At 32.0% G+C, this 26946-nt stretch carries 19 protein-coding genes and 1 pseudogene; 3 read left to right on the top strand and 17 right to left on the bottom strand.

What is annotated here, in order from left to right; all coding sequences use genetic code 11:
* Positions 1-14: 14 nt before the first annotated feature.
* The 8 genes from PTA89_RS00340 to PTA89_RS00305 all read right to left on the bottom strand — a co-directional run bounded on the left by PTA89_RS00340 (position 15) and on the right by PTA89_RS00305 (position 9252).
* Positions 15-911 (bottom strand): glycosyltransferase family 2 protein, encoded by an 897-nt coding sequence (locus PTA89_RS00340; RefSeq protein WP_087368144.1) that lies wholly within the window; start codon positions 909-911, stop codon positions 15-17.
* Between the two features lie 9 nt (positions 912-920).
* Positions 921-1775, bottom strand: a complete 855-nt coding sequence (locus PTA89_RS00335) for a glycosyltransferase family 2 protein (protein WP_113895989.1) — start codon at positions 1773-1775, stop codon at positions 921-923.
* Positions 1776-1795: 20 nt separating this feature from the next.
* Positions 1796-3946 carry a glycosyltransferase gene (locus tag PTA89_RS00330; RefSeq protein ID WP_164479668.1) on the bottom strand — a complete coding sequence of 717 codons (2151 nt, stop codon included), beginning with the start codon at positions 3944-3946 and terminating at the stop codon, positions 1796-1798.
* 119 nt (positions 3947-4065) lie between these two features.
* Positions 4066-5385, bottom strand: a complete 1320-nt coding sequence (gene gtfB, locus PTA89_RS00325) for an accessory Sec system glycosylation chaperone GtfB (protein WP_087368099.1) — start codon at positions 5383-5385, stop codon at positions 4066-4068.
* A gap of 95 nt (positions 5386-5480) precedes the next feature.
* A complete protein-coding gene (locus PTA89_RS00320; protein ID WP_289555739.1) occupies positions 5481-6260 on the bottom strand; it encodes a glycosyltransferase family 2 protein in 780 nt (259 codons plus the stop codon).
* A 94-nt stretch (positions 6261-6354) separates the two neighbouring features.
* Complete coding sequence (locus tag PTA89_RS00315; protein WP_087368094.1) at positions 6355-7251, bottom strand: glycosyltransferase family 2 protein; 897 nt, start codon at positions 7249-7251, stop codon at positions 6355-6357.
* Between the two features lie 138 nt (positions 7252-7389).
* The gene (gene gtfA / locus PTA89_RS00310; protein WP_087368091.1) at positions 7390-8889 is read right to left on the bottom strand and encodes an accessory Sec system glycosyltransferase GtfA; all 1500 of its coding nucleotides are present in this window, start codon (positions 8887-8889) and stop codon (positions 7390-7392) included.
* A 159-nt stretch (positions 8890-9048) separates the two neighbouring features.
* The gene (locus PTA89_RS00305) at positions 9049-9252 is read right to left on the bottom strand and encodes an LPXTG cell wall anchor domain-containing protein (protein ID WP_087449034.1); all 204 of its coding nucleotides are present in this window, start codon (positions 9250-9252) and stop codon (positions 9049-9051) included.
* Between PTA89_RS00305 and PTA89_RS00300 the strand changes: the two genes are divergently transcribed.
* Positions 9251-10720 carry a hypothetical protein gene (locus tag PTA89_RS00300; RefSeq protein ID WP_324177238.1) on the top strand — a complete coding sequence of 490 codons (1470 nt, stop codon included), beginning with the start codon at positions 9251-9253 and terminating at the stop codon, positions 10718-10720. The genes PTA89_RS00305 and PTA89_RS00300 overlap by 2 nt on opposite strands.
* Before the next feature lie 1682 nt (positions 10721-12402).
* On the opposite strand, the pseudogene PTA89_RS00295 reads toward PTA89_RS00300, so the two are convergent.
* The 7 genes and pseudogenes from PTA89_RS00295 to secY2 all read right to left on the bottom strand — a co-directional run.
* Positions 12403-12672 (bottom strand): annotated as a pseudogene (locus PTA89_RS00295) (KxYKxGKxW signal peptide domain-containing protein); the annotation flags it as partial.
* Between the two features lie 1109 nt (positions 12673-13781).
* Entirely contained in the window at positions 13782-13946 is a 165-nt protein-coding gene (locus tag PTA89_RS00290) for a hypothetical protein (RefSeq protein ID WP_003705713.1), read from the bottom strand.
* Positions 13947-13966: 20 nt separating this feature from the next.
* Positions 13967-16318 carry an accessory Sec system translocase SecA2 gene (gene secA2 / locus PTA89_RS00285; protein ID WP_193524831.1) on the bottom strand — a complete coding sequence of 784 codons (2352 nt, stop codon included), beginning with the start codon at positions 16316-16318 and terminating at the stop codon, positions 13967-13969.
* 12 nt (positions 16319-16330) lie between these two features.
* Positions 16331-17254, bottom strand: a complete 924-nt coding sequence (gene asp3 / locus PTA89_RS00280; RefSeq protein ID WP_249742342.1) for an accessory Sec system protein Asp3 — start codon at positions 17252-17254, stop codon at positions 16331-16333.
* Positions 17244-18800, bottom strand: coding sequence for an accessory Sec system protein Asp2 (gene asp2, locus PTA89_RS00275; RefSeq protein WP_164479665.1), 1557 nt, complete (start codon positions 18798-18800; stop codon positions 17244-17246). The genes asp3 and asp2 overlap by 11 nt, the downstream gene beginning before the upstream one ends.
* The gene (gene asp1 / locus PTA89_RS00270) at positions 18793-20403 is read right to left on the bottom strand and encodes an accessory Sec system protein Asp1 (RefSeq protein ID WP_249742341.1); all 1611 of its coding nucleotides are present in this window, start codon (positions 20401-20403) and stop codon (positions 18793-18795) included. Before asp1 ends, asp2 begins: the two co-directional genes overlap by 8 nt.
* Positions 20404-20417: 14 nt before the next feature.
* On the bottom strand, positions 20418-21647 hold the full coding sequence (gene secY2 / locus PTA89_RS00265) for an accessory Sec system protein translocase subunit SecY2 (RefSeq protein WP_193524832.1): 1230 nt from the start codon (positions 21645-21647) through the stop codon (positions 20418-20420).
* A gap of 163 nt (positions 21648-21810) precedes the next feature.
* Here secY2 and PTA89_RS00260 point away from each other — a divergent pair, with 163 nt between their 5' ends.
* Together PTA89_RS00260 and PTA89_RS00255 are read left to right on the top strand one after the other, a co-directional pair.
* Positions 21811-22920 (top strand): endonuclease/exonuclease/phosphatase family protein, encoded by a 1110-nt coding sequence (locus PTA89_RS00260; protein ID WP_193524837.1) that lies wholly within the window; start codon positions 21811-21813, stop codon positions 22918-22920.
* Between the two features lie 153 nt (positions 22921-23073).
* On the top strand, positions 23074-24465 hold the full coding sequence (locus tag PTA89_RS00255) for an MFS transporter (protein ID WP_193524833.1): 1392 nt from the start codon (positions 23074-23076) through the stop codon (positions 24463-24465).
* Between the two features lie 253 nt (positions 24466-24718).
* Here the strand turns inward: PTA89_RS00255 and rlmH are convergent, their stop codons facing one another.
* A complete protein-coding gene (gene rlmH / locus PTA89_RS00250; RefSeq protein ID WP_003705699.1) occupies positions 24719-25198 on the bottom strand; it encodes a 23S rRNA (pseudouridine(1915)-N(3))-methyltransferase RlmH in 480 nt (159 codons plus the stop codon).
* 396 nt (positions 25199-25594) lie between these two features.
* Positions 25595-26905 carry a S1C family serine protease gene (locus PTA89_RS00245; protein ID WP_003705697.1) on the bottom strand — a complete coding sequence of 437 codons (1311 nt, stop codon included), beginning with the start codon at positions 26903-26905 and terminating at the stop codon, positions 25595-25597.
* Between the last annotated feature and the right edge of the window lie 41 nt (positions 26906-26946).

Raw genomic sequence — 26946 nt, 5'->3', positions numbered from 1 at the left:
TCATCCCTCTTCTGTTATTGCCAGCATTGTAGAAGTTTTCTCTCGTAATTTTTAATAAATTGAGTATACTTTTGCTTATCTCTTTCAGACAGTCTAGATACTGCAATATGGCCATCTAGATTTCTTAGATATTCCTTATGTATTTCCTCAACTCTAATATTTGCCACTTCAATATAATATAAAAATTTTTCTCTGTTACATATAATATCTTTCTTTAGCCTATCTAATTCTTTCTCTAATTTGTCAGAAGTCGCTTTTCTCGTAATACTATTCTCACTCTTTCTGTATCCATATAATGCTTCAGGCATAATTGCAATTTTATTCGCTTGCATATATAGCTTATATTTAGTCCCATTATCCTCGTATAGTAAACCTTGAGGAAAATATACGCCTTTGTATAATTGACTCTTAATCAAACTTCCCCACATAGGTGCTATAAAATATTTATTGTTAATAAAGTTTAATATAATTTCTTGTACCGATACTTCTAATATTTCAAGATTAGGAGAAATTGGTCTTAAATCATAATAAATATCTCTTTCTTTTGTAATTGAATAATATAAACAATTTACAATATCTGCTTGAGTAATTGTTTGAACTTCTAGTAATCTCTTCAAATAATCCGTCTTAATTACATCATCACTATCTATCCAGGTCACATACTCTCCCTCCATATATTTTAAACAGGTATTTCTTGCTCCAGCTAAGCCTTTATTTTCTTGATGATATAGCTTAAAACGTTCATCTTTGGATACGCATTCTTGACAAATTTCAAAGGAATTATCTGTCGAACCGTCATCAACCATAATTACTTCAAAATCTTGAAAACTCTGTTGCTTAATAGACTCTAAACACTGACGTAAATACATGTCAACATTATATACGGGTACTCCAATACTTACTTTTACCATATTATTACCTCAACTCAATCGTCTATGCTTTACTAAATATTTTCTGATTTTTTCATTACTATTTCGATCAATTTCATTATTTAACCAATCACGATATAAAGATTCGAAATAATCAAATTCAAAATTTGCTAATCTTAAATAATATAGTAACTTTTCATAATTACTTATAGTCATCTTTATTCTTTTTAATTCACTGGTATCTCGCATAATATTTTGAGTTAAACTTTCTCCATGAACTCTGTAAATGTATTTTGCTTGATCACTTAATACAATATCATTAGCCTGTAAGTATAATTTAAACTTGTTTCCTGTATCTTCAAAAGTATTATCTTCCGAAAATACAAAACCTTTATATAATTGAGCATTAACTAGATCGCCCCAAACAGTAATAATTCCATATTTCCTTACGAAAACATCTGAAATTGCGACTTTTTTTGGTAAATTATAGTTAAATTTACCGTATAGTGTTTTAAAATCTGCAACATACATATTATCATTTCGATAACTTTTAAACCCCATATGAATAATATCTGCATTAGTGTTTGTTTGAAGATTAACTAGAGTTTCTAAATAATCTTTCTCAACCCAATCGTCACCATCTATCCAAGCTACAAACTCCCCATACATATGTTTTAGACATGTATTTCTTGCTGTTGCAACACCAAAATTACTTTGGTGATATAACTTAAATCGACTATCTCTAAATACATATTCTTGACAAATTTCAAAAGAGTTATCTGTCGAGCCATCATCTACCATTATCACTTCAAAATCTTGAAAACTTTGCTGCCTTATAGATTCAAGACACTGAAGTAAATAATCACTGACATTGTATACAGGAATCCCAATACTTACCTTTACCATAGAAATACCATCCTTTTTTACTATTTTTCCACCTTAATCCATGCATTATTATCCCAATAAATTATTCGCTTTGCTTGAACTAAAATTTGTATTAAATTATCTTGTTCATCACTTTTACTATTTAAATTATCAGTTAAAGACCTATTAATTAGATTTCCTGAAATAAATTTAAATTTTTTAGTCGGCATTGCCAGTAATTCTTGAGGTGTTTTGTCTGAAAAATCTATAACCTTATCATTAGTTTCATACGCACGATATACCCCTTCATGCAATACATAATAGCCAGAATTGGTCGATACAATATCAGCTTGATATTTATCTTTATAAGCCATAAGCTTTGTAAAAAGATTGTCATTAGCAACATACTCTTGGCCATTTAAGAAATAAATATATTTTCCTGTTGCCATTTGTAATCCTAAACTTATTTGTTTCATTCTTTCATTTAAAAATGCTTTTTTATATTTTATATTAGGATAATATTGTACCATTTGTTCAATAATTTCATATGCTCCGTCAGTCGATCCTCCATCAATAACAATTATTTCTAAATTGTTGTAATCTTGAATTAAAAGACTTTCTAAATTCTTTCTAATGCCAGTGATGTTATTTTGTACTGTTACTATTACTGAAATACGTGGCTCAGTTATATTTTTATTTTGATATAGTTCATAACGATACTTTCTATACATTCTTATAGCTACCATTTGTTCATCAGGTATCTCATTCCATATATTCCATGGTTTATGTGGTCCTAAAAAATGAAGAATAGTGACATCTTCGAGATTTTTAGGCATTGTACTTAGTAGTTTAAATACATAATTAAATTTAATATCTAATAATTTTACCGCATTTTTGAAGTATAAGTTTAAAGCATCTTGGTCTCCTAAAACATAAAAGTATGTTGTTTCTAAAATAAATTGGTAAAAGTAAAGATTAATACTGTATTTTCTAAATAAATTCAAGTCTAATAGCAGTACCCCAGAATTAAAATAATTATCTTTTTCTGGACCTAATAATTGTTCGCCCCAAGAATTGGCTACCACTACTGCCAAGTCAGGTACACAACCTATAAATGCTCCTTGTAAGTCTGTTTGCCATAAGGGGTTCAAGTCATTGATAACTAATGTATCTGCATCTAAATAAAGTATTCTGTCTAAATTTGGCAATAATTCTGGCAAAAATATTCGATAAAAGGCACTAATTGGTAAGTGATTACCCTCTAATGAAATTTTTTGTAATAAATTTTCTATTTTTTTTGGTATCTTAGTTGGAAATATTTTCAATTTATCTTTAAATATTTCTGCTAATTTATTAAATAATTGTAAACTTGACTTTGAAATTTTGTTATAAATAATATATATATCTACCAACTGATTAGTATTTTTATAAATAGAATATATCAAAGTGTCAATTCGTTTTTCAGTATTATCATCCACACTAATGGCTACACTAATTTTTTTTGGTATTTTTGCCTGATAACCATCTTCTTGATTTTTCTTAACAAGTTCATTCAAAGTTGATAAATGATTCATCGACCACTCAAATTCTGGTAATTGATGCTCATCGCTTTCTCTCCAAATGTATGAATTATTATGTACATGAATTGTTTTACTAGAGACTAAAAATAACTTAACAAATAATTCCTGTGAAGGAGCTGATAATACACTTGCATCTACCTGTTCAAACAACGACTTTTTAATTAATATTCCTGCTAATTTCCTAAAAGTTGGAAATCTTCGTAAAAATAACAAATAATTATTAAATACTACTTGTCTAACTGCAGTTTTATCTTCAGAATTAAAACGAAAATATCCGTCTTTCAATTTCATTATGTCATCAACCACGATATCTGCTTTTTGCGTAGTTAATTTTTCATATAAATCTACTAACTTTTCATCACTTATCATATCGCCTGCATCTATAAAGTAAACATAATTACCAGTTGATTTTTTTAAAGCATACTCTCTTAAATCTACCAATTTCTCTGCAAGCTTGACATAAAATTTAAATTCTCCATTATCTGATCTTTTTCTTAATTCTTCATTATCTGTACTACTTACAATAATTAATTCTTTATTATCAAGTGGCTGTCTTGAGGCGCTGTATATACTCGATTCTAGTTCATTTTCATGGCCATTGGTTAATATTATTATGGAAATTTTATCATTCATAATCGATTTCTTATTTCCTTTCGTTAACTCATTAAATGTTACACAATAATTATATCATAAAAAATACCAACAAATCAGTATTCTAAGCGTTAACTTATTGATATTAATATTTATTATTTTTACAATATTTTTTTATAATTAGGGATTGTTTCATCATCAGCTGTAACACGTTGCTTATATAATAAGTCTTGTAATATGTCCGCATTACCAAATGCTTGTCTGATTTTATCTGTCATCTTCATATACAAATCTGGTTGGTATATGTTTTCAGGTGCGATAAAAGTCCTATTGTGAACAGTACTATCAAATCCTAAGATTAGCATATTTTCTCTAAAAGCTATCCTAGTAATATCTAAAATTTCATTACCATAATTTATATCCAAATAAATATCACAATTCTTTAATAACTTTTCACTGACTTCTGAAACTATATTTGGATATAAAGTTACATTACTATACTCATCAAATGATAATAATTTACTAGACATTTCTGTTAAAGCACCAATATAGAAATGGAATCCTTCTAAGTTTTCAACTAATTCTTTCAAATGTTCAATTTGATCAGAGTTAGTCATAATTAAGATATTCTTTTGTTGCGTATTCAGACGACTATGAGGATAAATAGTACCCAAATAACTAACCATTTCTTTTTTATCATCTGGTAGCATACTTTTTACTTTATCATATACTTTTTTCTTTTGAATAATAATTTTTTTAGTACGAGTATTATTATTCAAAAGGTAAATCATATTCCCTGGTAACTCCTGACCTACATCTTCATTCCAAAACAAAACATCACTTTCTTTACCAGTATTAGCTAACTTCAAACTTACAAGTAAAGGTAATGACAAAGAATTATAATAGATATCGTCATTATCATATCCACGTTCTTTAAGATAATACACCACAAAATCTACCAAACTATCAAAAATAACTTCATCTTGATCAAGTTTTAAGGTAATTCTATTGGTTGTAAAATCTCTTAATATTTTTTCTTTACCACTGGCATCAAAGAAAGTTTGCAACAGATGGTTTCCTTCATTGTCGCAGACTGTTTCAGCAAATAAATTACCATGACTATCATAATGATCAATACTTCTTACTTTGCCTGCTTCATTTAACCATTCTACACGTTCAACTAAGCGTAAATGTTTAGGTTTAGTGTAGATAATGTTGGCTCTTTTCTTATCTATTTCGTATACTTCACCTACATTATTATTTCCTCTAACTTCCCACAAATCTGGATGTTTTATCTGATTAAAATAGCGTGCCTTACCATCACTATTTTGATCTATATAATATTCAAATGGCGATTCAGCCTCTGGAGGTAAGAAACCATTATAATTCATCACTACCGTTGGGTGCTTTATATCTGCCATATATAGTGATTTAGCTAAGTCTAAATCTTTCTGTCCAAAATTTTCAAATAAATTAATCACTTTCACTCACATCCTACTATCATTTATTCCAACTACTACATATTCCAATATCGTTTCAGCTTTTCTTTATATCTGTCTATATACTTAAAATATAGTTACTTGTCTTCTTCATTTCCAATCATAGTTACTCTATATGAACTAATAAAATCAATATACTTAAGAATGTGTAGGTGTTCTTCTTCTACATCTATGTTTGCAACTTCCATATAGTAAATATACTTTTCTATGGTATGCATCAAGTCTTTAGTTATCTTAAGTTCTTCTAAAAATGTTTTTTGACGGATAGCATCCTTCATAATACTACTGTTTCCTTGCCTATAACCATATAATTGTTCTGGAACTAAAACTACCTTGTTTGTTCTTAGATATAATTTAAATTTGTTACCTAAATCTTCAAACGTTACTCCTTGAGAACAAAACCATCCCTTGTATAATTTGCTGTCTACTAGAGTTTCCCATAATGTAATTATTCTGTATCTATCGAAGAAAACCGTTCTAAGTGCATCTCTTCCTGATAATTCTATTCTTTTTAAATCAGGATATATTGGTGTGTAATCTAAATAGTATTCAATCCCATCCTTAATGTCATAGCACACACAATTAATCATTTGAGCACCTGTTTCTGCTTGTACTTGCAATAATTTTTCTAAGTAATCAGGTTTAATCTTATCATCACTATCAATCCAAGTTATAAACTCACCATGCATGTACTTCAAACAAGTATTTCTTGTACCTGCTGTACCTTTATTTTTTTGATGAATTAGTCTAAAAAGACTATCTTTTGCTACATATTCTTGACAAATCACAAAAGAGTTGTCAGTTGAACCATCATCTACTAAGATTACTTCAAAATCCTTAAACGTTTGTTCTATAATTGAATTTAAACACTATCTTAAATATTCTTCGCCATTATAGACAGGTACCCCTATACTTACTTTTACCATTTTATAACCTCTTAATTACTAATTTTTATTCCAGATGCTTTTCTCGTCTGCTCCTGTAATTAGCTGTATAATATTCAAATTTTTCTTCATCTGATCCAGTTAAACTACCTTTACTTAAGTTATATAAGTGTCCTAAATATTGTTGGTGAACTCTATCAACAATATCTTTGGATTGTGTAATTTCCATATAATATACAAAATTCTCAACATTAAAGAACGTGTCATTATATTCTTTTAGTTTCTTCTCCAAAGTTTCACTACTAAACTTATTAGTCATAATGCTTCCTTCTCGTTCTACACGATAACCATATAATTGCTCTGGAAGAATTACAACTTTATTAGCACGAAAATATAACTTAAACTTAGTTCCATTATCCTCGTGATTTTTCCCTTGTGCACAGTATACTCCTCGGTATAACTTTCTTTTTGCAAGAGTACCCCATAATACAATATCCCATCCTGATAATGTTCCTAAAAACATTTCTTTAGGCGTTCTTTCAACTTTGTCTAGATTGGGTGATACATTGGTATAATCGTAGTAGTATATAACTCCATCCTTAAAACCATAATTATATCCATCTACAAGATCAGCTTGGGTTTCATTTTGCACTTCAAGTAATCTTTCTAGATAATTAGGTTCTACCTTGTCATCACTATCTACCCATGATATGTACTCACCCTTCATGTGCTTTAAACATGTATTTCTCGCTCCTGCTACACCAATGTTTGCTTGATGAAATAACTTAAAGCGATTATCTCTTGCTACATATTCTTGACAGATGTCAAATGAATTATCAGTTGAACCATCATCCACCATGATTACTTCAAAGTCTTTGAAAGTTTGATTCATGATTGAATCCAGACATTCCCTTAAATATGCTTCGACATTATATATTGGCACCCCTATACTTACTTTTACCATTTTATAACCTCTCATTATTCTAAAATCCCAATTTCGAGATAGGACCAATTCATTAATTTATGCAATTAAGCGTTTAATTTGCAGAAATTTAAAAATTGGTCCTATGTCTAGAATGCTAATTTGAGCTTTTTAATAATTTTATTTCCAAGCCAACAATTTAGCCCACATTTCTTGCACATTCTCACTCAAATAATGCTTGGCTAATTTGTACGAGTTATCGTGCATTTTTTCGATATGATTATCTTTGAATAGGTTAACGATCGCTTGACGTAAACTTTCAACAACCTGTTCACGCTCCATGCCTACTTTATAAGGTAGTAGATATCCATTTTTTTCGTTATCAATAAATGTCTGATTACCATAACGAACATCAAAACCAACCATTGCTAAACCAGAACCTACTGCTTCCATCAAACTCAAACCAAATCCTTCGCTAGTTGAGGCAGCAATATAAGCATCATAATTCTTATATGTTTCTGTTAAATCATGATGTCCTTTCAGAGTAATGTAATCTTGAGCTTGGTATTTATTGATTAATTCAACTAATTTTTGACGCTCTCCACCTTGACCATAAATATCAAAAGTCAATGCTGGAACTTCCTTTTTAGCCTGTACCACAGCTTCTACTAACCAATCAACATGCTTTTCACTTGCTAAACGTGAAGCTGTTATCAAACTATAATGATTACGTTCATGGTCAGGATATCTTAATTTATCTAGTGATCCAACCGGAATTGTTACTAGATTTGGCTTCTTATCAGTATATTTATCAAATTGTTCTCTCAATAAATTAGTTTGAGCATCAGTTGAAGAAATAATTGCTGCAAACTTATCTGCATTATCAAATTCATATTCGTAGAAGTTATTCCACAAGATATTATCATTAGTTGTTGAATTTTCAGCAAAGTGATCAGCATGTACCACTGATACTAACTTAGCTGGTTGATGATTGCGTAAAATAACAGGTCCAATATCAGTTGATCTATCCATGATGACTGTATCATCTGCAGTCAAATTCAATGACTTAAAGAAATACTCAAAGAATTCAACCTTAGAGTATAATATTTGATCTGGTAGACGATACATTTCTGTTTGGCCATCTACTAATTGTTCATAGGCAACTGAGCCATCTTTATTATAGAAACGACGGAGATAAACTTTCATTTGACCGTCAACATTACGAAGATATTCAGCAGCATAGCAAGTATAACTGTAAAATTCTCGTTTCATTAGGCTACCGTCATAGTAATACTCTATTCGATCTATGTATTTATTGGTCATATCTCTGAAGTGACACTTAATTTCTTGCTTGCCACCATCAAACTTGTAGATAATATTATCTTGACTGGTTGACACTTCATAGTCTTTATTTGTTAATTTTTCTTCGATCTTATTTAGTGGATATGTAGAAGGTGCTATTTTTATATCTGTAAAAAATTGATATAACCAGATTATCTCATTATCTTCAAAACCAATATTTTTAGTAAAAGTTTCAATGTTTTCATTTAAGATTAGATCAGTAAAGATAAACTTAGCTGGTTGATTGATTTTTCTTAATAATTCTGCTCGGTAAGCTTGAGCGTATTCAACCCCACTACTTGCCCAACCAATTCCTAGATTGATATTGTAAACTACCATACTTTCACTCACTTCCGTTTTAAATATTACACGATTAATTATAGCATAGTTCAATATTGTATTTACTCGAGAATATCAAAAAGAGCAAGCAGTTTATAAGCTGCTTGCTCTTTTCTTAGATTCAATCTAATTCAACGATATTTGGGGGATTATCGTTTATTAGTCTTTTTTCTTCTTAGCTTTCATTAATGCTAAGCTTGTCAATACGAATAGTCCACCTAGAACTCCTGCATTAGTTGAACTATCACCTGTTTGTGGTAATTCTTTACGTTGTACCGTATGTTTCAAACTATTACTTGAAACTTTATTTACTGATCCAGGATTTGTAGTTCCTATCATATTTCCGTTATTTCCATCATTCATGTTTTCAGATGAAATAGTATTAGATAGACTTTCACTCAAACTATCAATTAGAGATGCACTTGCACTCAACGAACTTGATGTACTTAAGCTTTCGCTTTCGCTCAAGGATCTGCTTATACTGTCTAATTCATCTGTATTCATTGAAGAACTTCCACTCAAGGAACTTGATACGCTTAGGCTTTCACTTAAGCTGCTTGAGATAGATGTACTTAAGCTTTCGCTTTCACTCAAGGATCTGCTTATACTATCTGATTCATCTGTATTCATTGAAGAACTTCCGCTCAACGAACTTGATGTACTTAGGCTTTCACTTAAGGAGGAGCTTGTACTCAAGGATTCACTCAATGAACTTGATGTGCTTAAGCTTTCACTTTCACTCAAGGATCTACTCAAACTATCTGATTCATCTGTATTCATTGAAGAACTTCCACTCAAGGAACTTGATACGCTTAAGCTTTCTCTCAAGGATGTGCTTGCACTCAAACTCTCACTCAAGGATGTGCTTGCGCTCAAGGATGTACTTGCACTCAAGCTTTCGCTCAAGGATGTACTTGCGCTCAAGGATTCACTCAAGGATGTACTTGCACTCAAACTCTCACTCAAGGATGTACTTGCACTTAAGCTTTCGCTTAGGGATGTGCTTGCGCTCAAGGATTCACTCAAGGATGTGCTTGCGCTCAAGGATTCACTCAAGGATATGCTTGCACTCAAACTCTCGCTCAAGGATGTGCTTGCGCTCAAGCTTTCACTTAGGGATGTACTTGCGCTCAAGGATTCACTCAACGATGTACTTGCACTCAAGCTTTCACTTAAGGATGTGCTTGCACTCAAACTCTCGCTCAAGGATGTGCTTGCGCTCAAGGATTCACTCAACGATGTGCTTGCACTCAAGCTTTCACTCAATGATGTACTTGCACTTAAGCTTTCGCTTAGGGATGTGCTTGCGCTCAAGGATTCACTCAACGATGTGCTTGCACTTAAGCTTTCGCTTAGGGATGTGCTTGCGCTCAAGGATTCACTCAACGATGTACTTGCACTCAAACTCTCACTCAAGGATGTGCTTGCGCTCAAGGATTCACTCAACGATGTACTTGCACTTAAGCTTTCGCTTAGGGATGTGCTTGCACTCAAGCTTTCGCTCAAGGATGTGCTTGCACTCAAGGATTCACTCAATGATGTACTTGCACTCAAGCTTTCGCTCAAGGATGTGCTTGCGCTCAAGGATTCACTCAACGATGTACTTGCACTCAAGCTTTCACTTAAGGATGTGCTTGCGCTCAAGGATTCACTCAACGATGTACTTGCACTCAAGCTTTCGCTCAAGGATGTGCTTGCGCTCAAGGATTCACTCAACGATGTGCTTGCACTCAAACTCTCGCTCAACGATGTACTTGCGCTCAAGGATTTACTCAAGGATTCACTCAATGATGTACTTGTACTTAAACTTACACTCTTTGATTCGTTCTGACTTTGTAACGTACTTCGTGAATTAGATTCAGATGTTGCCTTACTACCACTTTCAAATTTAGGTAAACTACTGCTTGTAGTACTATCATTTTTCATAGACTCTTCGCCATAAAAATCACCAAGCAGGTTTCTCCAGTTAAATATCCCTTTCTTTTGATAAGTATCGACTGAAGCATATACACCTGAGAAGGCCCCTCCATTAGTGCCTAATGGCAGATTCTTTTGGACCTTATTTGAATGCATAGTATCAAAACTAATTGTGTAACTTGCATACATACCTTCGCTCGAAGTACCATAACTTTTCACGTACATTGCTGTTCCAAAAGCATCTTTAGATATTACTCCATTTTTACCCACAACATTTCCATCTTTAGTAAGTATTCTTGAACCCTGTCTAGCTGTTTGATCTTCTGTTTCTAGAGTATCAAACGAATTACCTTGATATATTCTATTTTGTAATAAATTTGAAGTTTGACTTCCATTGACATTATTAGAGATATAGTACGTTTCTTGAATATATCCGTTAGTACCCTTGTCACCTATAAAATCACGGTTATTAACATGTCCATCTGTTTTGTTTACATCCGTATTCGGATTAAAATCGAATGAAGCTTGGTTATTAGTTGAATTTACCTGCGTTGTATACCCGGCCAAGCTATTACCAAAAAACGGATGTTTCAAATCAACGTCTACCTTGATATCTACATTACCTGTAATCGTGTAGTCTTTGGTAAGTAAAAATCCAAATCTTGCATTGTATAAACCATATGGATCGGGGTTGCTACTTGGATCATACATTAATCCCTTATTAGGGAAGAATGTAATAGTCCAGTGGTCTTTCCCAGCAACCCCATTAACTGATGAAGTTTTAGTGATTTTAAAGTTTGCATTCGCCATCCAAATTGATTGACCTGTATCTCTAGAAGTGAATACATCTTGCATCCTTCCCCAAACCTTATTATCACCATAAATCCATCTCAATCCATTAGTAGTATTATATACTGATCCTATATCATCTGAAGCAGCAGAAACTGGATTGTATGTAGAGTTGCTTGAAGTCGAAGCACTCGTCATGAAGACATTAGGCTTTATTGAAGATGATGGTGACTTTATTTCGTTCATCAACAAAGTAAGGCCATCAATACCATATTGATAATCTTGTTCTGTCAAACTCGTACTACTTTGCATGACCGTAGCGTATTGTTTAACTGTTGCTGCTAAAGCTGTTTTTAAATCTGAACTTGATGATTTAAAAGCATCGCTATTTACAAAATCTGTAGCTTGATTAATTAAACCTTGTAATTTATCTTTAGCTGTAGTTCCAGTTGTAGTTTGACTATTTTCAAGACTTGTAGAAGCTAATGATTCACTTTTACTTGTAGTCTGAGAAGAAACAGACTGACTGTTTGAATCAGACTTGCTTTCACTAATTGATTCACTCTTAGAATTGCTATCAGAGTGAGTTTCACTAGTTGAACTACTATTAGTATCCAAAGATACTGATTCACTTTTTGAAACTGAAGCAGTTGATTGTGTGTTGCTCTCACTTGTACTCAAACTATCACTCGTACTGCTACTTCCAGATCCTGAACTTAAATTGACAGTCTCTTTATTTACTAAATTTTGATTGCTGTCTAACTGCTTTGTATCAGCTAAAGCAGTGTTAGCAGTTAATACCGTACCTCCGGCAACTGCTCCCAATGCCGCAGCACCTTTCAATGCTGCGGTTATGCCATCTGAACTTAATTTATCCTCTGATTTCTTATCCTTTTCTTTGCTAACAAGTTGAGTATTCATAGTAGATTTATCTAATTTACCTTTAAATACTCTTATTAATCCTATAGAAGAGATTAAGGAACTTACCCATTGCTTGCCAGCTTTATAGAGTTTGACGTGTGTCTTTCTATCATTTTCAAATTCAAAGAAATCTTTCTTATTTCTTCTGAATTTCAATATTCAATCCCCCATATCTAAATTGAATTATAGAATCAATCAAAATCCAAAAATTTTAATTAATCTAACAAATAATTATAAACATTTTATGCAATTTTTCAATAACTTAGAATGTTGAAAATTTAAAATTCATAAAATTTTGCACTTCAGAATTCCTTTTATATAAACGTTTTTTACATAATAATCAACATAGTGTTGATTATTATTTTTGATGAAATTTAACATCTAAACATTAATATATAGCCATTTATACTAGGTTAATCTACATAAATTTTAAAAAAAATAACTTTTTATTCTAAAATAACTCTATTTTGAAAAATAGTTAAAAATTTATTATTTTCTACCCCCCTCCCCCATATATTTTTTCTTTTTAATATAAAATTTTAATAATATATTAATAATAATCTTATAATTCAATAATTAAAATTTATATTTAAACAAAAAAACATGGCTCTAATCATTTAAATTAGAACCATGTCTTTTATAAATGTTTTCAACATATTAAAGTCTTTTAAATTAACCCCATTTGTTATAAGACAGGCAATTAAATACCAAACTATCACTTAGACACAATGTAGGTTAATCTACATTAGTAATCAATTAAGATGCCAACTTCTACTTCATTGACATATAATCCGCCTATGTCTCATCCTCTAAAATTGGCTACTCAAACTATCAAACTTTCCATATAAACCAATTCTAAAGGGATTCACTCAAACTACCACTGATAATCTACATAAACAGATTATTCAGACTCAAAATCACTGTAAAGAATATTTTATCTTTGACTTGGGTTTTGAAAACATTATTAATTTTTAGATAAGAAATAAATTATATAAAAATATCCTACCTAGTTTAATTTTATACAATAAACCATCTAAATACAAGTGTTAAAATACAACTTTTACTTTTTATCTCAACTGCTACTAAATTAAAATTTATTTTATAGCATAAATTATTTTATTTATCTTACTAACATTAAATTAATTTTTTAGTTTTATTCTATTGAATATAATTTTCTACTATAAGTTTTACTTTACATCTTCGTTATTTTTCTACACAAAAAATACTGAAAATCCATATACTACTATAGATTTTCAGTATTTTACTTAGATATATCTTAACAACATTCCCAACAACATTAGTGAGAAAATAATGAACATCATCCATTCCCTTAGATGCGACTTCTTTCGTTTCTTAACTGGCTCATATCGTGCTTCATCAAGTCGTTTATTGATATTTTCTTCTAGTAAGTCTTTTTTCTTATCACTCATCGCGTAATCCCCCCTATCTTCTAAGCAAAGTAAATATCTTTCCTACCATCTGCGCCTATTTCAATCACACTTAACATGATATTCTGTACAATTAACTTATTGACATATTCTTGCATCCTTTCAAAAGACTTAGATGCTTCTTTATGATACTCATAGACTGGATTTCTTTGGGCACTGGAACGACTTTCTACTACTGAACGTAATTGTTGTAAGTTATCTACTTCTTCTACCCAACCAGCATCAATTGCTTTTAATACTGACAAACGATAGAAACGCTCAATTTCTTCAACGTTTTCCAATTCAGCCTCTTTCTCTCTTAATTTCTCTTTTACGATTTGATGTAATAATTTTTTAATTTCAGCTTTATCTGTAATTGGAAAATTATCTGGCACCCCATTATAAGTATAACTTAAATTATCAAAAATTAATCGTGATAACTCATTTCGAGTAAAATCAGCTTTATGCTTTGCTAAATATCCATCCAAGTATTTCAAAATAAATTTTTCTGCATTAAATTTAAATCTTCCATTTTCGGAAATTAACTCATCTCGCTGACTATATATTAAATTACGTTGTTTCTTAGAACTCTCATCAAAATCCATAGTTTGCTTACGATTATTATACCCTTGATTATCATGTTGCTTCTGTGTTCTTTTCATCGCCCATCTAAAACGGAGACTTTTTAACTCTCTTGGACTATCCGGATTATCATTCCGATGTTTTTTAAAATATCTATGCACCCATTTAGGCCCACTATCAATTACCACATCGTCTTCAAGCGATACAAAAAATTGACTAAAGCCAGGGTCTCCTTGACGTCCTGAACGTCCTCTTAACTGAAGTTCAGTTCGCTTACTTGGCATCAATTCAGTTCCTATAACCGCTAATCCACCTAATTCTTTAACTCCCTTACCTAACTTTATATCTGTTCCACGACCAGCCATCGAGGTTGCCACCGTAACAGATCCCCATTGACCTGCTTCAGAAATAATTTCTGCTTCTTTAGCAGCGTTATGTGCATTCAGTAAATTATGTGGAATTTGCTCATGTAGCAATATTTCAGAATAAATTTCTGATAATTCTACATCAGCTGTGGTTAACAAGATTGGTTGTCCTTTTTCATGTAGTTCCTTAACTAATTTCAGAGAAGCCATTAATTTTTCTCTTAAAGTTGGATAAATTTTATCAGGATAATCCTTTCTAATTACAGGATTATTAGTTGGTATCTGGACAACCTTCATGTAGTAAGTTTCAATAAATTCTTTATTGGCAGTTTTTCCAGTCCCTGTCATGCCACCAATTTTCTTAAATAAACGGAAAAAGTTCTGATAAGTAATAGATGCCATTGATCGCATATCATCACTAATTTCGGCTCCCTCAGCAGCTTCAATAGCTTGTTGCTGTCCTTGTTGCATTTTTGTATTTTCTAGAATTCGACCTTCTGTAGAATCTAGCAAATACATTTTATTATCTTCAATAACATAATCTTTCCCTTTTTCAAAGAGATTATGTGCCTTCAATGCTAAAGTAATATGTCTAACTAACTCTACATGTTTTCCATCATATAAGTTAGGAACTCGGAAATATTCTTGGGCTACTTCAATTCCCTTTCTAGTTAACCAGACATTCTTTTTTTCTTCATCAAGTCGGTAATCTTCCTCTTCTTCCAAAGATACTACAAATTCATCTGTCATTTTATACATGTTTGACTGAACACGTGGTGCTCCAGAAATAACTAGAGGTGTTGTTGCAGTATCAAGTAGAACTGCATCAACCTCATCAACAATTACATAGCTGAATTCAGGCATAAATTTTTCTTCCTTAGAGCTTGCTAAGTTATCAATTAAGTAATCAAATCCTAAAGCATTGTTAGTTGTATAAACAATATCGGAATTATAAATTTCCCGCTTTTCTTCAACTTTTAAATCATCGGCATTTTCTGGAACTGCAGAAGCTGCTGAAAGTCCCATCCAATTATAAACTTGACTCATCTCTTCGCAATCTCGATTGGCTAAATATTCGTTAGTTGTAACTAAGATTGTACTTTCTCCTGATAACGCATTAAGATACATGGGCATTGTTGCTGTTAATGTCTTTCCTTCACCAGTCTTCATTTCTGCAATATTTCCTTGATGAAGAACAATTCCCCCCATAACCTGAACATCATAAGGAAACATCCCTAGTACTCGCTTATCTGCCTCACGTATTGCAGCAAAAGCTTCGGGTAATATGTTATCCAATGTTTCACCTTGCTTCAATCGCTTTTTAAATTGTTGAGTTTTGTCTTTAAGTTGATTATCACTGAGCTTTGACATTTCTTCAGCATGACTATTCACTTTTTTTAGAATTTTCTTTACTATCCTCAAACTCATACTATCTATCACCTAAATCTTAAATTCTTGTAGTCTACTAATTCCATTTATCAAAGTTTTAACAAAGCTTACTTCTTTATTAGCTTCCTTATACCACACCTTCACTTGTGGATTTTGATATGCTTGTACTAAAATTTTTCTTTCACTCTTCGATAAGGTGTTTTGTCGTTCTTCCTCTATCTTAGCCAATGGAATCTCTTCATCAGTCACATAACCTGGATACTTTAAAAGTGCATTATAATATCTAACACCTACGTTTCCATAAGCTCCGTAGCTGATTAAACGAATTTTTTTGTAGTTATGCTTTATATCACGTAAATACTGTTCAATTTCATCACTGATGAAGAAGTTTGCTCCCCATAAAGAACTAGCAATCGCCATAGTATTTCCCAATTTTTCTACTTGTTTATATTCAATCTGGGGAATTACGTGATGATTAGGTTCCACAAATAATACCGTTAATTCATCAGACTGTGATTTAAATTCCATAAATTCATAGTCTCCCCAAATTATTGGAGTTTCACTAATCTCTATTTGTTGGAATTCTATCTGCTTAGTACCTGCACTCATTAATTCCATCGTATAACTATGAGCATTTTCGGGAAACTCAAAACTTCCAAGCTTACCTTTTATATATACCTTCTTAATACTTTCATCCAAATTATCTTTAAAATCTATCTTCAAATATGCAGCATTTTCAGGAATTGATTCAAACTTTAAAGCCACATAATAGGTTTTACCTTTACGTAATAAAGGTAGTTGTGGATATGAACGTGATGCTTGATAATTATAGGAAGTTCCCCAACCAACAATTTTTTTTCCTGGAGACATTAATTCATTTTTAAAACTTACTGAGTTATGATGAAAAGCTACTTGCGAACCATAATTATAAAAATCATGTCTATTCCAATAAATAATGTATTTTCTATAATCCATTCTTTTCACCATTCCTAATCTCATTTAAAACATGATTATACTCAGTAAGGAACCACCTTCTTATCGCCGGAGAGTTATCATTATGGCGTCCTGTATATCCATGTCCAATAACTTTTTCTATTTTTTCAGCTTTATGAGTTAAATTATAGAAAGCATTAGGATCATAATCATCCTCTTTCATATATGCAGCATAGATCTTTGTATTTCTTAAACTTGATTTAGCAAATTTATCCCAAAAAACTTCATTTAATTCTTTTGCAGCATTCTTACTATTTCCCCCTGTTCTAGCCAACACTACATCTAAGGCCGTATCAAATTCATTAGGTCGATGCAACCTTCCATTTAAAGCAATATCACCAACACCAAGCAGTGGTTTGCCTAAAATAATAGCATAAGGTTCCAAAGATAACCCATAGTATACTGCTCCAAATGTTCCCATTGAAATGCCTGATAATACTAATTGTTCATTACTAAATCCTAGCCAGTCTAACTTTTCTTTGATAGCTTTTGTCAAACCATCTTCAAGCGTTTTAGAACCCAAATAAAAACTTCCACCTTCTAACCGTGTATCAGTTACTAAAATAAAAGGCGATTTCATCTTTTTTAACATAAAATAACCTTCAAATCCTTCAGCTGATTTATAACCAGAAAAGTAAACATTCAAGGGTGGTTTCATATCTCCCGGATCAAATAAATAAAATAATTCATCTCTATTTTCATCAACAATTCTTTGCCCCCCATTTAAGAAGAATCCTTGATTAATTCTTGATTGTCTTTGATGAATAGAGCCTAATTTTATCTTACCCTTTCCTTTTATCGAAATATTTATACTAAATTGCGTTTCTGCATTCTTTCCATCAATTACTATAGGTTTATTTAAATTATCACTGGTTACACTCCAAGTATCTAGATCAAGTCCTAAATACCCATTAGCTAGACGTGAAAATTCAAGTTTAATTTCTATTCCAGGATCTTTAATATACTCTAACCAAAACTCTAACTTTCTATCTTTAACAATAGCTACATTGTATGTATTTGAAATAATCGGATAATATTCATCACCAAAATCATCATCTAATATTAGATATTTTTGACCTTCGATCTTATACTCACCTTTATAGCTCGGATTTATCATATAGTTATATGGATTTACAGCCACAGTATCTCCATACTGCCCACTAAAAAATTTAAATTCCAAATTAGACATAAATTCATCCATATTTTCAGGCAAAATAGATTTAGCTAATTTCTTTTTAAAAAAATATTTTTGATCTTCAGTATAACTTTCGACTGTACTAGCATAAAAGACAGTATGGGCAGCCACAAAATTATCTAAAGCCATCAAATCTGTTTCTTCATCCATATCTGTCACTAAAACCATATTAAACCCTAAGCGTCGACGTCGTTTTTTTTCTTCACTATTTAGTTGAGCTACTTTCTCAGCGAGGTTTTCTGGCTCTAATACTAACCAATTTATATCTTCTGGTATAGAATATTTTTCAGCTAAATTATCTTTACCTACTTGTACCATAGTTATCTTACTCACGCAACTTTCCCCCCTTTTTAGTTAACTGTAAAGCATCTTTCCATAAATTTACTAAATTATCACTGGAATACTGTACAATTTTTCCAGCAGCATATACTAAAGCTTCATTCCAATGTTTCAATCCTACTAAATAATACTCTAAAGCTCGCTTTAACTCCAAAGAGTCTGATACTATCAATCCATTTTTTTGATGTTCAACATATGGGTTAGGAACTGAATTAATTTGTGGAATACCTGCACTTATCCCTGCAATTTGAAGATATAAATCTGCGTCTTCTCCCATATCTATAATTAATCTAACAAAGTTCAATTTACTTACTAAATCATTTTCAGAATCGATCCTATAAAATTCAATACGCTTAAAAAGCTCAATATTCCGTAAAGTATCTTGACTTTCTTCATCTTGAAGCTGATTTTCCGCTGTCCCTACTGTCTGCACATCATTTTCTGTAATTCTTAAAGTATCTAGTATTCTATCTTTTAAATAATTCAGCTTATCCATTGATTTAGAATTGGATGCATATCCACTTAATATTAACTCAATACGCTTATCTTGTTGCATGAGTTGGATAATTTCATCAACCATTATTTCTAATTCTTCAGTTGAAGTCTTATCCACTAATAAAAATAATTTTAAAGCCCTAATTCTTTGACTTTGTCCTAAGCGCAAGCGACTATCAAATGGTGGTATCTGTAGAACTGGAATCTGTATATTTAACTCAGCTAGCTTAGACTGAACAAGTTCTGTATTTTTCGGAGTATCCGCAACTATTACATCAACCTTCATTAATTGTTCAATGCTAGGAAAATTTTGTTCAATATCTAAACGGTTACTAAAAATACTCATGATTATCTTACCTGACTTAGGTAAGTCTAGAATTCTTTGGTTGTGCCTTATTTCTCCCGCAAGGACAACAACATCTTTTTCAGTAAGGTTATCTTCAATAAATTCAAAATATTTTTCAGAAATTAAATCTTTCATTGAATTATATTTTTCTTGCTTGAAACTCTGTTTAAATAAAGGATTTATTACTACTACACCATCTTTATCTAATCTAAATCTCCATTCACCAGCTAAATTTAAAAATTCTTGTTTTTCAAATTCATCATCAGCATAAGTAATAATACTTGATAAAAATCCTCTATCATCAAAAATATAAACCTTTGAAAGTTTATTATCTTTAAAGAAATTAATTTTCTGAAGTTGTCCCAAATTTCCACTGATAATATGAGCATACGGCTGATTATCTACTCTTACTAAAATATAAAAGGGATTGTAAATGAAAACTGCATTTTTAGGCCAAGCAAATTCAAAAGGATTAACTGGTCTAATATTACTAAGATGAGTATCTTGTAGATCATCAAATATACTATAATAATCTATTTCATATAAATCTTGTCTTTGTAAGAAATCTCGTAACATTGGTGCATACTCTAAAATAACAGCTTTTAATTTTTCTTCTGATTGCCTAAACATCATCAATTGGTTAACTGTATCATCGAACTCCATCTTATTAGTTGTGAAATACCATTCTGGAAAAGCTGTCGACCAATCATTCTCACTTTGATTCCAAGTCGGAATAAAATAAAACAAAACTTTCACTCCCTAACTATCACTTATTTAATCCATTTTTTATAACTATATAAACTCTTAGCAGCCCTGATTTGTTCCTGAACATTAAAAATCATCCCAAAACACATCATTGCTATTCCGGGAATCATTACAACTTTTGCATATTTTGGTTGTATTGCACCGATATATAATGGGCCTCCTGCTACTAATGTTATGTATATTGATCCCACTATTGAGAAAAAGGCTACATATTTTGTTAAATATCGTTTTGTATCTTTACCTGGTTTAACGTTTTTAATATAATCGCCACTATTGCGTAGTCCTTCCGCAATTTGACCAGCATCAATATTTACAAAACCAAACATTATCGCTAATGCGAATAAGACAATAACATACAAAGTTGCCCCAGCAAATGAATACATGGAAACTCCCTTTGCAAATGTCTTTAAAAATCCTACTGAAAAATGATGAGCTATAATTTGTAATAAATAGTTAACAATCATAAATAACGACATTGCAAACATAATTGCCATTCCCCCACCGTTATTTACTTTTATAGGAATATAAGAATCTTTATTCAAATCATTATTTATCATAACTCGTGTAACTGGTATTCGATATTCAGAACGTTCCATGATAACCGACAATATAACCAAAATTAAGATAGCTAGAGCTACTAGTACCATAATCCATTTTCCATTACTAATTTTACTTAGCATCTTAAATGTTTCCCCTAGTTGTTGTTCTACACCAGTTATCATTTTAAAAAGCATAATTAACATGCTTCCACCAACACCTTTAGCAGCATTCAAATATGCTAACCATACAGTAAAAAATCCTCCTGCAATTAACATAATTACAACTCCAACCTTAGTTTCATAATCTACATTCATTTTAAAACTAAGGACTATTCCTATTGATTGAACTATCGATAAAAATAGTATTAAGATATTACGTAAATATCCACTTTCTCTCTCACTTAAACTACCTAGTCCTAGTGGTTTAATCATCACTAATACTTGCCAAATAATCATTGATGACATCCACGGACCTAATCCTAATGATAACAATGTTAAATTTGAAATATCTCCCCCTGTTGCATTGCTAGCTAATTGCAAAACATAATTACTTTTAGCCTCTGCCATTGTCCCTCCTAAAGGAATAGGAATTGCTGATCCAATCATATAAGTGATTAAAATAAACATCGTCCATAAAAATTTAGGCACAAAAAAGTTTATTAAGGTATCCTTTTTAGGCTTTTTTCTTAATCTCATCCACTCATCCTCATTTTTTTATATTCTTATCTAATAGTATACCTTGTACAACGGATTATTGTTAACCGTATACTAAAAAAAATTATTTCCCAGGTTATTTTCATGCTATAATTTTTTTAGATTTTTTAGAGAGGATTTGATTATTTTGCGAATAAAACATCCCATGTTACGTTGGGGACTAATATTTATTTTAGGTTTATTAGGATGTTTGGTTGTGTTTATTGGTGCCTATGTAATCTATATGCAGACACATTATTATAGAATTAAAGATTATCAACCACTATCTATTAAACAAAAACTTAATCACTCTAATAAACTGCAAACAAATACTACCTACTCTGCTGCTACATATAATGTTGGATTTGGAGCATATAATCAGAAGTTTAGTTTTTTTATGGATACCGGCAAAATGAAAGACGGTACTAAAACTCAAGGAAAATACGGAAAAGCCGAAAATGAAGCTGCTGCTTTACAAAATACAAATGGTGAAATCAATACGATGAAAAAAATTAATGCAGACTTCATGTTATTTCAAGAAATAGATGTTGATTCATCACGTAGTTATCACGTCAATCAAGTTAAAAAAATGAGTCAAAACTTTGCTAACTATGAAGAAATTTTTGCAAATAATTTCCATTCTCCTTATTTGTTATATCCTCTAAATGATCCACATGGAGCAGTTCAATCAGGACTATTATCACTTAGTAAATATCCTGTAGAACAAGCTACTCGTCGTAAATACCCTGTTTCTACCAGTTTTATTACTAAATTTACTGATTTAGATAGATGTTTCACCGTTATGAAAATTCCAGTAACTAATGGTCATAAACTGATTTTAATTAATAGTCATATGTCTGCTTATGATAAAGGTGGTAAAATGCGTGTTAAACAGTTAAAGCTTTTAAATTCTGTCATGGAATCTGAATATAAAAAGGGTAATTATGTCATTGTCGGTGGTGACTTTAACCATACATTTGGTCGAAAGATGTTAACCCATTTTAAGTCCCAACAAGAAATTCCCGACTGGGTGTCTGTCCTCTCTTCGAAAGATCTCACACCTGATATTCGCATGGTTCATGCTAAAAATGAAAACACTGTTCCAACTTGTCGCGGTACTGATATTCCTTATCAAAAAGGAAAGACTTATACCACAGTTATTGATGGCTTCTTAGTATCCAAGAATGTTCAGGCTACTTCTGAAAACATCAACACTGAATTTGCCTATGCCGATCATAATCCAGTTAAATTAAGTTTCAAGCTATTGAATCAATAACCTCTAAGAACGTTGAGCTAATCACGTTCTTTTTTTATTCATAAAATTTTATCGTAAATTCCGAACTTTAACTATTGTGCACAACATTATTCTGTGATATATTATTTGTGGGTTTTGAAACCGTTTACTTTAACGGAGAAAGAAGGTCTTTATATGTTTAAAAAATTACTTGCTCCACCCGGCAAAAAGTCACGTCTTTCAGATGCCGAGGTTGCTCGTAAATATCCACGTTATCGTACTCAAGTTATTATCTCTATTTTTGTTGGTTATATGGGGTACTATTTTGTTCGTAATACCACTTCCATTCTTTCTGGGATTTTGAAGATGTCAGCTACCGAAATAGGAATTATAACTTGTGCCAGCTATATTGCTTATGGTGTTTCTAAATTTGTCTCTGGACTTATTTCAGATGAATCAAATTCTAAAATTTTTCTACCTCTAGGACTATTATTATCAGGTATTATTAATATTTTTATCGGTGTTATTCCATCAGTAATCACAAGTGTCTGGCTATTTACCATCTTCTATCTAATCAACGGTTGGTTACAAGGTATGGGATGGCCTCCTGGTGCTAGAACTCTAGTGTACTGGTTTGGTAATAAGGAACGTATCACTTACGGTACTATTTGGAATCTATCACATAATTTTGGTGGGGCTATTGCACCTTTACTTGCTGGAGCTGGTTTAGCACTTGCAGGAAATGATCCATTAGCACAAGCACGTGCAGCATATTGGTTCCCAGGTGTCGTTGTTTGTATCATGGCCGTTATTATTTACTTTATTCAAGAAGATACTCCAGAATCAGTTGGACTTCCTCCAATTGAAGAATACAAATCTGAAGAATACCGTGAAAGCGACAACGCTAAACTCGAAGAAGATGCTGCAGCTGTTGAAATGAGCATGGGTGAGATTGTTAAGAAGTACATCCTTCCAAATACTAAATTAATGTGGTCTTCACTTTATGCCGCTCTCGTTTATATCTTACGTTACGGTATTGTTTCTTGGACACCTAAGTTCCTAGCAACAAGCATTCAAGATGGAGGAAAAGGAATTACTGCCGCTGCTGGTATGGGTGGTTTCTCCTTCTTCGAACTTGGCGGAATTGCTGGTATGTTAATTGCAGGTTGGGTATCAGCTAAATTATTCAAGAATTCTAAACCTCTAACTAACGTCGCTTGTTTAATCATTACTCTCATATTATTAGTTGCTTATTGGTTTATTCCAGCTGGTCCTGAATATATGATTTGGGACTTTGCAATCCTTATTGGTCTAGGTGCTTCTATTTATGGTCCAGTTATGATGGTTGGTTTGTACGCAATGGAACTCGTTCCTAAAGCTGCCGCTGGAGCTGCTGCTGGATTATCTGGAACTTTTAGTTATGTTGGTGGTGCTACTGTTGCTACTTTAGTTATTGGTATTATCGTTGACCATTTAGGTTGGGGTGTTGCCTTCATCGTATTCGGTATCTCTGGTATTGCTGCTATCATTTGTACCCTACTTTCACGTGATAAATCTCTAGAATATTGGGAAGATGATAAAAAATAATCTAAATATATATAAGTTTTTAAAAAATGACATTGTACCAATTCCATAAAGAATTGATATAACGTCATTTTTTCTTAATATAATTTGAAAAAGTATTCTGTTTAATTTGCTGGGCTATCGATACTTTGGCTTAATTCCAGATTTTCATTTGCCACTTGGACTATTTCTTCAATCTTACTTTGAATTGCCATTAAAGCCCCTGCCCCTAAATAAAGACGTGCTGGTGGATTTCCGCCAAATCATCATTAAATTTCTACTTATGATATGGTCTACCAGCATTTATCATGAATCCACGGTAAATTTGTTCTGTTAAAACCATTCTCATCAGTTGATGAGGAAGTGTGAAACGACCAAAAGAAATTTTTGTATTCGCTCTTTTTAAAACTTCAGGACTTAGTCCCAAAGATCCACCGATAACAAAAGTAATATCACTGGTACCATATGTTCCTAAATCTGCTAACTCTTTAGCAAATTCTTCCGAAGAACGTTCTTTTCCTTCAATAGCAAGGGCGTATACATATTCTTTATCTTTGATTTTCGCTAATATCCGTTCTCCCTCTTTTTCTTTCACGCCTTCCATTTCAGCTGGGCTTAATTTTTCAGGGGCCTTTTCATCAGGAACTTCGACAATTTGAAATTTACAAAAAGTTCCTAGACGTTTTGCATATTCTGCAATTCCCTGTTTTAAATATTTTTCTTTTAACTTACCCACACCAATAATTTTTATATTCATAATAAATCCACCTTCACACACAAGTTATTCACAAAGTTATCCACATATCCACAACTCCAATTCCTATATCTTGTTACGAATGTATTTTCGCCACAAGATTTATTGTTTCTTAATTTGTCAAGAATTAATTACTTATTCACAGGAATATTAAATAAAATTAATTTTTATAACTGCTTACAAACATTATTATATCAACGTTTATTTTGATTATTATAGCTAGATTATAAAGTTATTAACAATTATTCCACAGTCTGTGGATAACTTTGTTTTTGTCTTTTCCCTTTATTCTGTAGTATTTTATGACTTTTCAACAACCTTAAAATTTGTTATCCAAAAATCTATCCACAAAATAAAAAACACATATCTATCTTACAAGATATGTGCTAAAATTTCTATTTAATTTTCGTTAGATGCTGAAGTGGTATTAGAATCATTTGCTTCTAAAGTCAACTTCACATTAGTAGTCTTCTTACTACCTTCATGATAATACTCAATTGAAACAGTATCACCAATCTTATGTTTGTACAATTCTTCTTTCAATGTCGCTACATCGCTAATCTTCTTACCATTAACCTTTGTAATCACATCATACTTCTTAATATCAGTGTTCTTCAATGGAGAATCAGATTCAACACTAGCAACTACTACACCTTCAGTCACACTACTTGGCAATTTCAAAGTTGATGATTGATCACTAGAAGAAATGTTACTCAAATCGACCACTGCCACACCTAAGGCTGGACGAGATACTTTACCATTTTTCACAAGCTGATTAATGATCTTAACAACTTCATTACTTGGAATTGCAAATCCCATTCCTTCAACTGATGTACTGTCACTGCCATATGAACTTGTGCCAGTAGAAGACAATTTCATGGAATTAATTCCGATTACTTGACCCGCTAAGTTGATTAAAGGACCACCAGAGTTACCAGGGTTGATGGCTGCATCTGTTTGAATTACAGTTGCTTGGCCAGTTGCATTACCAGAACTATCAGTTACATCAATTGTACGTTTCTTAGCTGAGATAATCCCTTCAGTCAATGAAGTTGCATATTGAGAACCCAATGGCGAACCGATAGCCAAGGCTGTTTCACCAACTTGAATATTGTCAGAGTCACCAAATGACGCTACTTGTGTTACGTCTTTAGCATTGATCTTCAATACCGCTAAGTCACTAACTGCATCATGTCCAACTTCTGTAGCAGAGACTTTTTTACCACTAGCCAAGATAATTTCAATCTTATTGGATCCAGAAACAACGTGATTATTAGTTACAATGAAAGCTGTATTCCCAGATTTTTTGTAAATCACACCAGAACCTTCACTAGTACTTGTGGCTGTCTCTCCTTTACTACTATTACCAAAGATTGCTTCAAGTGAATCAGATGCACTGCTAGAAGAATAAGCTTCAACTGAAACTACTGCATTTTTCACTGATTTGAAAGCTTTAGTTGTCTGACTACTTACATCTACCTTAATATTAGATGTTTTCGTTGTTCCCAAAGAATTGTTGGAAGTTACATTTCTATTTTCATACCAGTTGTATCCACCAACTGCAATACCTCCACCAAGTAGGCCTGCTACTAAGCTAACAAGTGCAACTTTCTTGATAATTTTATTATTGTTATTGTTGTTGTTATTTTGATTGTTATTTGATGAATTTAATTCTGTAAATTCTCCTTCAATAGGACCTCTTTCACCCATTTTTCCAGCCCCTTTCAAGCTATTTCATAACCTAATTCTAG

The organism is Ligilactobacillus salivarius (assembly GCF_035231985.1).
GTDB classification, from domain to species: domain Bacteria; phylum Bacillota; class Bacilli; order Lactobacillales; family Lactobacillaceae; genus Ligilactobacillus; species Ligilactobacillus salivarius.
Note: the sequence above shows the minus strand (reverse complement) of the source record. Positions and strands in the feature narration are given on the sequence as shown.